Annotated in this window: 12 protein-coding genes and 2 riboswitches; all 12 genes read left to right on the top strand. The window is 36.9% G+C overall.

Going from position 1 to position 11,356, the window contains the following annotated elements; translation table 11 throughout:
* Positions 1 to 46: 46 nt before the first annotated feature.
* The gene (locus tag MKX78_RS19860; RefSeq protein ID WP_095371983.1) at positions 47 to 1,222 is read left to right on the top strand and encodes an acetyl-CoA C-acetyltransferase; all 1,176 of its coding nucleotides are present in this window, start codon (positions 47 to 49) and stop codon (positions 1,220 to 1,222) included.
* Positions 1,223 to 1,435: 213 nt separating this feature from the next.
* Positions 1,436 to 3,220 (top strand): acyl-CoA dehydrogenase family protein, encoded by a 1,785-nt coding sequence (locus tag MKX78_RS19855; RefSeq protein WP_095371984.1) that lies wholly within the window; start codon positions 1,436 to 1,438, stop codon positions 3,218 to 3,220.
* A 216-nt stretch (positions 3,221 to 3,436) separates the two neighbouring features.
* On the top strand, positions 3,437 to 3,793 hold the full coding sequence (locus tag MKX78_RS19850; protein ID WP_095371985.1) for an arsenate reductase family protein: 357 nt from the start codon (positions 3,437 to 3,439) through the stop codon (positions 3,791 to 3,793).
* 86 nt (positions 3,794 to 3,879) lie between these two features.
* Positions 3,880 to 4,263: a glycine cleavage system protein GcvH gene (gene gcvH / locus MKX78_RS19845; RefSeq protein WP_095371986.1), complete on the top strand. Its 384-nt coding sequence runs from the start codon at positions 3,880 to 3,882 to the stop codon at positions 4,261 to 4,263.
* 145 nt (positions 4,264 to 4,408) lie between these two features.
* On the top strand, positions 4,409 to 4,771 hold the full coding sequence (locus MKX78_RS19840; protein WP_411675025.1) for a toprim domain-containing protein: 363 nt from the start codon (positions 4,409 to 4,411) through the stop codon (positions 4,769 to 4,771).
* 4 nt (positions 4,772 to 4,775) lie between these two features.
* A complete protein-coding gene (locus MKX78_RS19835; protein WP_095371988.1) occupies positions 4,776 to 5,099 on the top strand; it encodes a thioredoxin family protein in 324 nt (107 codons plus the stop codon).
* 271 nt (positions 5,100 to 5,370) lie between these two features.
* Positions 5,371 to 5,706, top strand: a complete 336-nt coding sequence (locus MKX78_RS19830) for a hypothetical protein (RefSeq protein WP_095371989.1) — start codon at positions 5,371 to 5,373, stop codon at positions 5,704 to 5,706.
* 88 nt (positions 5,707 to 5,794) lie between these two features.
* A riboswitch (SAM riboswitch) is annotated at positions 5,795 to 5,900 on the top strand.
* 80 nt (positions 5,901 to 5,980) lie between these two features.
* On the top strand, positions 5,981 to 7,297 hold the full coding sequence (locus tag MKX78_RS19825) for an O-acetylhomoserine aminocarboxypropyltransferase/cysteine synthase family protein (protein ID WP_095371990.1): 1,317 nt from the start codon (positions 5,981 to 5,983) through the stop codon (positions 7,295 to 7,297).
* 87 nt (positions 7,298 to 7,384) lie between these two features.
* A riboswitch (SAM riboswitch) is annotated at positions 7,385 to 7,489 on the top strand.
* A gap of 113 nt (positions 7,490 to 7,602) precedes the next feature.
* Complete coding sequence (locus tag MKX78_RS19820) at positions 7,603 to 8,628, top strand: methionine ABC transporter ATP-binding protein (protein ID WP_095371991.1); 1,026 nt, start codon at positions 7,603 to 7,605, stop codon at positions 8,626 to 8,628.
* Positions 8,621 to 9,289 carry a methionine ABC transporter permease gene (locus tag MKX78_RS19815; RefSeq protein ID WP_095371992.1) on the top strand — a complete coding sequence of 223 codons (669 nt, stop codon included), beginning with the start codon at positions 8,621 to 8,623 and terminating at the stop codon, positions 9,287 to 9,289. The genes MKX78_RS19820 and MKX78_RS19815 overlap by 8 nt, the downstream gene beginning before the upstream one ends.
* Positions 9,290 to 9,301: 12 nt before the next feature.
* Positions 9,302 to 10,135 carry a MetQ/NlpA family ABC transporter substrate-binding protein gene (locus MKX78_RS19810; RefSeq protein WP_341052082.1) on the top strand — a complete coding sequence of 278 codons (834 nt, stop codon included), beginning with the start codon at positions 9,302 to 9,304 and terminating at the stop codon, positions 10,133 to 10,135.
* 707 nt (positions 10,136 to 10,842) lie between these two features.
* Positions 10,843 to 10,983, top strand: a complete 141-nt coding sequence (locus MKX78_RS19805) for a hypothetical protein (RefSeq protein ID WP_180316907.1) — start codon at positions 10,843 to 10,845, stop codon at positions 10,981 to 10,983.
* The last annotated feature ends 373 nt before the right edge of the window (positions 10,984 to 11,356 follow it).

Raw genomic sequence — 11,356 nt, 5'->3', positions numbered from 1 at the left:
TAGAGAGAATAAAAGATACCGAGAGTAGAAGGAGAGGGAAAAAGCAATGAAAGAAGCTGTAATTGTTGCAGGTGCTAGAACACCTGTCGGTAAAGCAAAAAAAGGCTCACTTGCCACTGTACGGCCAGATGATTTAGGTGCACTTGTTGTAAAAGAAACGTTGAAACGAGCTGGAAATTATGAAGGTAGTATAGATGATTTAATTATTGGTTGTGCCATGCCAGAAGCAGAGCAAGGTTTGAATATGGCCAGAAATATCGGTGCATTAGCTGGGCTTCCAGACTCGGTACCAGCAATCACAGTCAATCGCTATTGCTCATCAGGGTTGCAATCAATCGCTTATGGTGCCGAAAAAATCATGCTTGGTCACGCAGATACAGTGATCGCCGGTGGAGCTGAATCCATGAGTCTTGTACCTATGATGGGTCATGTTGTCCGTCCTAATTTAACTTTAGCCGAGACAGCTCCTGAATATTATATGAGTATGGGGCATACAGCAGAGCAAGTTGCTGGGAAATACGGCATTTCAAGAGAAGAACAAGATGCATTCGCTGTGCGTAGTCATCAAAAAGCAGCGAAAGCAATAAGTGAAGGTAAATTTGCTGATGAAATTACTCCGGTTGATGTAACACTCCGTCAAATTGGATCGGATAATAAAGTGAAAGAACGCACCTTCCAGTTTTTACAAGATGAAGGTGTACGGAGCGATTCAACAGTTGCAACTTTAGGGAAACTGAGACCAGCTTTTAATGTGAAAGGCTCAGTCACAGCGGGGAATTCATCACAAACAAGTGATGGTGCAGCAGCTGTAATGATTATGGACAGAGAGAAAGCAGATGCACAAGGACTGCAGCCTTTAGTGAAGTTTCGTTCTTTTGCTGTCGGAGGCGTGCCGCCAGAGGTTATGGGGATTGGGCCAATTGTAGCAATTCCTAAAGCTTTAAAACTAGCGGGGTTAGAGCTATCAGATGTCGGATTATTCGAACTAAATGAAGCTTTTGCTTCTCAATCCATTCAAGTCATTAGAGAATTAGGGTTGGATGAAGAAAAAGTGAATGTTAACGGGGGAGCTATTGCTTTAGGGCATCCACTTGGGTGTACTGGGGCTAAGCTAACACTATCATTAATTCATGAAATGAAGCGTAGAAACGAGCAATTTGGTGTTGTAACGATGTGCATTGGTGGCGGAATGGGTGCCGCAGGTGTGTTTGAACTTCTTTAAAAACGACTAAGTTCGTTTTTTAAACCAATAGTGTTATAGAGTGGAAGACACTCGACTCCTGCGGTTAATAGATCAAAGAAATCTGAGCCCTGAAAAAAGTGAGTGTCTGATGCGCAATGAACCGAAGTGAAAGTTCTATTTAACTACCTTTGAAAAAACAATGTTAACAAAAACTGCAAAAAGCATAAAGAATGAAGATGGAGGATGATGAACGTGTCAAATCAAACTGAAAAATTTATTAAAGGTGGAAGCTTTTTAATTGAAGATATTTCTTATGAAAATATGTACACACCAGAGGATTTTAGCGAAGAACAAATCATGATTGCGAAAACAACAGAAGATTATGTGACAAATGAAGTGGTCCCTCAAGTGGATTATTTAGAACAGCATGAATTCGATCGCTCTGTAAAACTATTGAAAAAAGCTGGTGACTTGGGCTTACTTGGTACAGATGTGCCAGAGGAATACGGTGGACTCGGTTTAGATAAGGTAAGTTCAGCACTTATCGCTGAAAAAATGTCACGTGTCGGTGGTTTCTCTATCTCACACGGTGCCCATGTAGGTATTGGTTCTCTTCCAATTGTATTGTTCGGGAATGAAGAGCAAAAGCAAAAATACTTACCGGTGCTTGCGACAGGCGAAAAATTAGCTGCCTATGCACTAACAGAACCAAGTTCAGGATCTGATGCATTAGGAGCAAAAACAACTGCTAAATTAAACGCAGAAGGCACACATTATTTATTAAATGGGGAAAAACAATGGATTACGAATGCTGGGTTTGCCGATGTGTTCGTTGTTTATGCCAAAATAAACGGTGACCAATTCACAGCTTTTATTGTTGAAAGAGAATATCCGGGTGTATCAACAGGTGCTGAAGAAAAGAAAATGGGTATTAAGAGCTCGTCTACAAGAACACTTATTTTAGAAGATGCACAAGTACCAGTTGAAAATGTACTAGGTGAAATTGGTCGTGGTCATGTCATTGCCTTTAACATTTTGAATATTGGTCGTTACAAACTTGGTGTAGGTGCAGTAGGTGGTTCTAAGCATGCCTTTAAATTAGGGGTAACTTACGCTAACCAACGTCAACAATTCAGTACGCCTATTTCTTCTTTTAATTTAACGAAGGAAAAATTCGGAACAATGGCAAGTAAAATTTATGCAGCTGAAAGCTCCGTTTACCGTACAGTGGGTCTATTTGATGACAGAATGAGTCAATTGAGTGATGAAGAAGTCAAAGACGGTAAAGAAGTAGCGAAGTCTATTGCTGAATATGCAATAGAATGCTCACTTAATAAGTTCTTCTCTACCGAAGTTCTAGATTATGTAGTTGATGAGGCAGTTCAATTACATGGTGGTTATGGCTTTATGGCAGAATATGAAGTAGAAAGAGCTTACCGTGATTCTAGAATCAATCGAATCTTCGAAGGAACAAACGAAATCAACCGTCTTTTAGTACCAGGAACGTATGTTAGAAAAGCAATGAAAGGTGAACTGCCTTTATTCGAAAAAGCAATGGCACTTCAAGAGGAATTGATGATGATGATGCCAGAAGAGCCAGGTTCTGAAGCATTAGAGCAAGAGAAATATCTTGTAAAGAACGCTAAGAAAATCGCATTACTTGCAGCAGGTTTATGTGCACAAAAATACGGAAAAGCTTTGGATAAAGAGCAAGAAGTTCTTGTGAATATTGCTGATCTGGTTTCTTACGCCTATTCTATGGAATCTACTGTTCTTCGTACTGAAAAAGCCATTGTAAAAGACGGAGTAGCAAAAGCTGAGCAAAAGCTATTATACACACAAATTTTCTGCCAAGAAGCATTTAATCAAATTGAGTTGATTGCGAAAGAAACTTTAGTAGGTGTGGAAGAAGGCGATACATTACGAATGATGCTTTCAGCGCTTAAGAAGTTTACGAGACATACTCCAACAAATGTAATTGCGAAAAAACGTCAAGCGGCTGAGAAAATTATTGAAGCTGAAAGGTTTGTAGTATAATATTTATCTTGAATAAAGTGAAGGAAAGTAACCTATTTACTTCCTCCATTTGCGAAGTTTATGACTTGAGGCTCAAGAACAAATTTGGGCCTCTTTGTTTTGTTTTTAATATGATAATAATTACAATTCTTCGTTATGAAAATAAAAAGAAATATGTTATGCTAATGAAACGATAGTATTCATGAATATAGGTATGATAAAATAGGTGGTGAAAACATGGCACTTACTTTCTATTGGTATCCTAAATGTGGTACTTGCCGAAAAGCGAAAAAATGGCTAGATGAACATGAAATAGCCTATGATGCAATACATATAGTGGAAAATCCTCCATCCCGCAAGGAATTAGAAGATCTTTACAAAAAGAGTGGGTTAGAGCTAAAAAAATTTTTCAACACAAGCGGTCAAAAGTATCGTGAGTTAGGATTAAAAGACCGAGTGAAAACGGCCTCAGAGTCGGAACTGTTAGATTTATTAGCATCGGATGGAATGTTAATTAAACGTCCATTAACAACGGATGGTACGAAAGTAACAGTCGGATTTAAAGAGCTAGAATTTGAACAAAATTGGCTGTAAATGGTGGATGCGCTTTATACGTTTTAAACGATCGTTTATTCGGTCATTAAAATAAACAATTTCCTAAATTAATGGAGGTATGAAACATGAGCACACCTAAAGAATTACGTTATTCAGAAGAACACGAGTGGGTAAAAACAGAAGGAGATAAAGTTCGTATTGGTATTACATACTTTGCTCAATCAGAACTTGGAGATATCGTATTTGTTGAGCTTCCAGAAGTAGGAGATGAAGTAACTGCTGATGAACCGTTTGGTAGCGTAGAATCTGTTAAAACAGTTTCTGAGTTATATGCACCAATTAGTGGTAAAATCGTTGAGATTAACGAAGAACTTAGCGATAGTCCAGAATTTGTGAATGAATCTCCTTACGAGAAAGCATGGATGATTGTTGTTGAGCCATCCGATGCAAGTGAAATTGACAAGCTAATGACAGCTGAACAATATGAAGAAATGACAAAAGAAGATTAATTGTAGTTAAATAAAGAAGGTCAAATCATTAAATGGTTTGACCTTTTTCTAAATTTCTATATAGACATACCAGATGAGTGCTGAAAAGTTTTCAAATGTAAAAAGGCTTACTATTATAAAATATATAAATGATATATATTAGGTGATGAGCATGCATATAGAACATGGCAATAAAGTGATTATTGTTGAAGGTAAATCTGACAAACGAAAAGTGAAAGGACTAATCAGAGAACCTGTAGAGATCTTATGTACAAATGGAACGATTGGCACTTCGAAGTTGGATGAATTAATTGATTATTTAATTGGGAAGGAAGTCTATATATTAGTCGATGCTGACGCATCAGGAGAAAAACTTCGTAAACAATTTAAGAGAGAGTTACCAGAGGCAGAGCATATCTATATTGATAAAATGTATCGTGAAGTCGAGGCGGCACCTGCGCATCATTTAGCTACAGCCTTAATAAGTGCAAATATAGATATATATACCGAGTATTTAGATAAAGGATGATAACATGATTGACTGGTCAAACAATGACTTAAATGATTTGATCGCAAGGAAGCAATCCGGCTTATTTTATTTATTTACTCCTATGTGTGGGACATGTCAAGTTGCCGGGAAAATGCTAACAATTACTGAGCAACTGTTGCAGAACCTTCCTATAGGTAAAGCCGACCTGAATTTTTTGCCAGCAGTGGCAGAAAAGTATGAAATTGAAAGTGTACCGTGTTTACTTGTGTTTAAAAAAGGAGAGTTAGTTGATAAGCTTTATGCTTTCCATTCAGTACCTTATTTACTTGAACAAATTCAATCATATGAATTACAGTCTCAATTTTAAAACCACTTATTGTTTAGGAATAAGTGGTTTTCTTATGCTTTTAATCAAGGGGGGTTGCGTAAATGTTTAATTACACCCCTCACTCATTCTAGGAAGATGAATCGATGGGATATTTCTTTTTTCTGTCGATAAGTCTAGCTTTTGACATATTTCTCGGGAAATAGGTTGTGAACATTGTTGGAAATAAATGTTCTGTCAGTTAAAGTCGATAGTTAGGAGAAGGAAATCATTTCTTGGAACAGAATTATAGAATATAAGACGCGGGCTGGGGGTGGTTTCAATAGAGGAACTCATTTATCATTTTAATCAATCTTTAAGAGTAAATGATCATATTTTAATGATGTTAAAGGAACCTATAAGGATTCGAGTAGAATTAGAACAAAATCTAATGTATTTGACATTAGACCGTAAAAGGCTGCTAATTAAACATACTCGCCCATTGAAAAATTATCATATAAACATTCAAACTACTGCTGACCACTTTCATTCTTTGCTTCAAGGGCGTACGAGTCTAAAGAAACAAGTGGATGAAAAGCATATCATCCTTAAGTCGACTTTTAGACAATTATTAAAATTAGATGCCATTTTCGTATTAAATCAAAAATAATCATAAATACATCAAATGTCCTAAAAAAAGATTGACTTCCCAAAAAAAGGTTGTTATTCTATCCTTAGAATAATTAGAAAATTAAATATTCTTATCGAGAGTGGTGGAGGGACTGGCCCTATGAAACCCGGCAACCGGTTGTTTGATACACGGTGCTAATTCCAGCAGAGCATAAAAGCTCTGGTAGATAAGAAGAGATGATAAACCCTCTTCTTTGTGAAGAGGGTTTTTGGTCGTCTTTTCTTTCCAATTTAAAAAAGAGGAGAGATGTAAAATGGCAGAAAAAGAAAAGCAACTTCGATTTGAAACAATTGGTGTTCATGGTGGGCTAAAACCTGATCCAGTAACAGGGGCAAGAGCGGTCCCAATCTATCAAAATAATGCTTATCAATTCCAGAATACAGAGCATGCGCAAGACTTATTTGGCTTAAAAGAAACAGGATATATTTATTCTCGTATTCATAATCCAACGGTTACTGTGTTTGAGGAAAGAGTTGCATTGTTAGAAGGGGGAACAGGCGCATTAGCATTAGCAAGCGGGCAAGCAGCCATTTACTTAGCTCTTCTTAATATTGTTCAAGCGGGTGATGAAATTGTAGCTGCCTCTAATTTATATGGAGGTACATATAATTTATTTACAGTCACTTTACCAAAGTACGGCATCAACGTTAGGCTTATCGATATTAATAATGAAGAGGAACTACGAGCAGCAATCAATGAGAAGACACGAGCTGTATTTGCCGAAACCATTGGTAACCCGAGTTTACAAGTACTAGATATTGAAACAGTTTCAAATATCGCCCATGAACATGGTGTGCCGTTAGTGGTTGATAACACATTTGCAACTCCTTATCTATGTCGGCCGATTGAGCATGGCGCAGATATTGTTGTTCATTCTGCTACGAAATGGTTACTTGGGAATGGGACGACAATGGGGGGGATCATTGTTGACGGTGGTAAATTTGATTGGAACTCAGAGAAGTATCCAGGATTAAGTCAGCCGGATACAAGCTATAACGATATAGTATATAGTGAGGCACTGGGCCCTGTAGCATATATTACTAAAGCGAGAGTGCAGCTTCTAAGAGATTTAGGTCCAGCACTAAGTGCACAAAGCGCCTTCCAATTTACGTTAGGTTTAGAAACGTTAACGGTTCGAATGAAAGAACATATTGCTAATACGAAAAAAATTGTGCAATATTTAAATAATCATCCTGCTGTTAATTGGGTACTTTATCCGGGCGATGACAACCATCCTAATAAAGAATTAGCAGACAAATATTTATCTAAAGGTGCAGGGGCAGTTGTCGTTTTTGGCATATCTGGTGGGCGTGAAGCAGGTGCGAAGGTTATTAATTCGGTTGAGCTGTTCGCACATGTAGCGAATGTAGGTGATGCAAAAAGTCTTATTATACATCCAGCAAGCACAACGCATCAACAACTTAATCAGGATGGGTTAAAACAAGCAGGTGTACCTGAAGACTTAATCCGATTATCAATTGGAATTGAAAATGTAGAAGATTTGATCGATGATCTTGAATCTGCTATTGAAGCGGCAACCGGTATTGCTTCATTAAATATAAGGGTCTAACAACTATTATTTCAGATTTGACACCTACTTCAATGACATGATACTATTACACAGGTACACAAAAAAATTCAATATATTCATAGTTTGCTCTTATTTAGAGAGGTGGAGGGAAGTGCCCTTTGAAGCCCGGCAACCGTCATTTAATTGAAATGGTGCCAATTCACTCAAAGCATTAGCTTTGAAAGATGAGAGAAAGGAATTTTCATAACAAGCCTTTCTGCTCATAAGCAGGAAGGCTTTTTTTATAAACAATGGATATGCTATAAATGTGTTGGTTTTTCTGGATTGAAGAGGTGAAGTATAAAATGATTTCAATAAAAGATGTAAAAAAGATTTTCTCAACGAAAAACGGGAAAGTAAATGCAGTAGACAATGTTAACCTCGAAATTAACGAGGGTGAAATATTCGGTGTAATCGGGTACAGTGGTGCGGGTAAAAGTACATTGATTCGTATGTTAAATGGACTTGAAATCCCGACTGAAGGCGTTGTATCTGTAGCTGGGAATGAAGTTTCTCGCATAAAAGGTGCTAGCTTAAGAAAGGCTAGACAAGAAATAAGCATGATTTTCCAACATTTTAATTTATTGTGGTCTCGAACAGTACGAGAAAACATTGCGTTTCCATTAGAAATTGCTGGTGTACCTAAGAAAGCGCGACTAGAGAGAGTTAATGAATTAATTAAATTGGTTGGACTAGATGGTCGAGAGGATGCCTATCCCTCGCAATTAAGCGGTGGACAAAAACAGCGAGTAGGTATTGCTAGAGCACTTGCCAATAATCCTAAAGTACTGTTATGTGATGAGGCGACAAGTGCTCTAGATCCGCAAACAACTGATAGTATTCTCGACTTACTTGTTGATATTAATGAACGTTTAGGGTTAACTATTGTGTTAATTACGCATGAAATGCATGTCATTCGCAAGATTTGCCACCGTGTGGCTGTCATGGAAGGTGGAAGAATTGTTGAAATTGGCGAAGTGCTAGATGTGTTCCAAAAGCCAAAAGAACCTATTACGAAGCGATTTGTTCAACAAGTGACCGAACCGGAAGAAACGAAGGAAACGATTACACATTTACTGAGTGCTTATCCAAATGGCCAAATTGTTCAACTTGGATTTGTAGGTGGTTCAGCGGAACAACCATTAATCACAAACTTAATTCGCCACTACAATGTAACAGTGAATGTATTACAAGGAAAGATATCCCAAACACAAAGTGGCTCTTACGGTACCTTATTTATTCATATAGATGGAGAGTCGGATGAGGTTACCCGCGCGATTGAATATATTCATTCGCAGAAGGTTGGCGTGGAGGTGATTTCCCATGCTTAATGAATGGCTACCAAATGTGGATTGGGAAAGAATGTGGGAAGCAACAAAAGAAACTTTATATATGACAAGTATTTCTGTTATAGCCACGTTTATTTTAGGAATTATTCTTGGATTACTTTTGTTCTTAACCTCTAAAGGTAATATATGGCAAAATCAGCTAGTTAATAAGATCATTGCGGCATTCGTCAATGTCTTTCGATCCATTCCGTTTTTAATCTTGATTGTGTTATTAATCCCTTTCACAAAAATGATTTTAGGGACAATGATTGGTGAAAATGCAGCATTACCAGCACTCATTATTGGTGCAGCACCTTTCTATGCAAGAATGGTGGAAATTGGCTTACGTGAAATTGATAAAGGTGTCATTGAAGCCTCTAAATCGATGGGTGCAAAAACAAGTACAATTATATGGAAAGTACTCATCCCTGAATCTATGCCAGCGCTTGTTTCGGGTATTACCGTTACAGCGATTGCGCTAGTCGGATATACGGCAATGGCAGGTGTCATAGGTGCAGGAGGATTAGGTAACCTTGCCTACTTAGAAGGTTTCCAAAGAAGTAGATATGACGTTGTATGGATTGCAACGATTATTATCTTAATTATCGTGTTTATCATCCAAATGATTGGTGATTTGATTACTTCCAAACTAGACAAACGATAGGAGAGCTAAAAAATGAAAAAATGGTTATCTGTTTTAATGATTGCAGCTGTTGCATTATTTATTGCTGCCTGTGGATCTTCAGATGAAGGTAGCGAAGGATCTGATGAAGGAACAAAAACATTAAAAATTGGGGCATCTAACGTACCGCATGCTGAAATCCTTAATGAAGCAAAACCTTTATTAGAAGAAAAAGGAATTGAGCTGGATATCACAACGTTCCAAGATTATATTGTACCGAACCAAGCGTTAGAGGGTGGCGATATTGATGCGAACTATTTCCAACATATCCCTTATTTAGAATCTCAAATGGCTGAAAATGATTATGATTTTGTTAATGCTGGTGGTGTTCATATCGAGCCAATTGGTGTTTATTCACAAGAATATGATAGCTTAGATGATCTTCCAGAAGGAGCAACAGTTATTATGAGTAGCTCTGTACCTGACCATGGTCGTATTTTGACAATGTTAGAAAAGGAAGGTTTGATTACACTAAAAGCTGATGTCGATAAAACGACAGCGACAATTGATGATATTGAGGAAAATACGAAAAATCTAAAGTTTGATACGGAGTATGAAGCAGCACTTCTTCCACAAATATATAATAATGGAGAAGGTGACGCAATTCTAATTAACTCTAACTATGCAATTGATGCTGGCTTAAATCCAGTGGAAGATGCAATTGCACTTGAAGAAAGTGATTCTCCATATGTGAATGTAATCGCAGTTAGAGCTGGGGATGAAGACAAAGAAGAAATAAAAGCACTACTAGAAGTATTACACTCTGAAGAAATCCAAAATTTCATTGAAGAACAATATGAAGGTGCAGTTGTACCTGTTACTGAATAATAGAAATTTATTAAAGAAGTCTACTTAGTTGTAGGCTTCTTTTTTTGGTAAGGCGATGTATAGGGGCTAACTAGTACAATTGATGCAAATAAAGGTAGATTAGACGGCTTTTGGAGAATCCTAAATTCGGTTTGATAGAAACAAGTAGTGAGGGAAATTCGTATTATTAAGAAAGAAAATAATAAATCAAGTGTACAAGCTTTTCCCCCATGATCGGGTTTCCGCGTTCATTAAGGTTAAGGATACGAAAAATTGCTAATAAAAGCGGCTTGCGCACGAGAGAGAAAAATGCAAAGATAGCAGAACAAAAACCGATTAGATCGTATATCAGAAGTGAAAATAGAAATCTTAATAAAAAACAAATAATAATTCTCTGTATATTGCTTAATCTTACAAAGGTGACCTTAACTGTTGATTAGAGGTGTTTTGCACAGACAAAATAGTCATTCCTAACTTTTGTATGAGTAAAGGTGAATATTTGTAAGTATTGACCCATGAATTTATGAATAAAAGAGGTGGATAAAACCAATCACGATAAATTCAGTAAAAAAGCGTATTTTCGTGTTTTATCGTGTTTGAGTCGGGTAAGTTTATAGTGTAGTATTTTTATTGTAATCATTATAACGCTTTAAACGGCGAAAATTTGAAAGGATTGATTCATTATTAGTCAGCTACAGCTGAATTACACAAGCGAAATGGAAAAGGCCATGCACGGAGCATATGGAGTAGGTTATGAAACGTATTGCCAAAGACAGGATGTAAGGATGCGCGTAGAAAAACAGCGTGAAAAAGATTACTTAAAGAGTCAAAGAATTGTTGCCGATATCGAACGTAAAGCACATGCTTAAATAAAGAGGAGAGCTGTCAGTTAGACGGCTCTTTTTGTATATAATAAATGAAAAATGAGATTTAATTACGTCAATGTTAAGTTGGCGTGAAACCATATATTGTGTAAAAATCTGGTTTCTTTTGTTTATATAATTGCTTATGAACAAGATGATTATGCCGATTTTAATTTGGACATAAATGCAAGTAGAAAAGAACTTAACAATAAGTCATATATAAATAGAAGAAAAATGAGTTATTTTCGCTAAATTTAGTGTAGAATAATGGATGGTGATAGGTTTACAACATATACATAGTGGAAATATCGTCTAATATGTGCAAAGAGTTGATATCACATTTAATTTGTTATAAGATTGTAATGAGAATAAAGTGAGA

It is taken from the genome of Cytobacillus sp. FSL R5-0569 (genome assembly GCF_038007265.1).
Lineage (GTDB): Bacteria > Bacillota > Bacilli > Bacillales > Cytobacillaceae > Cytobacillus > Cytobacillus kochii.
This window is presented reverse-complemented; position numbering and strand designations above follow the sequence as displayed.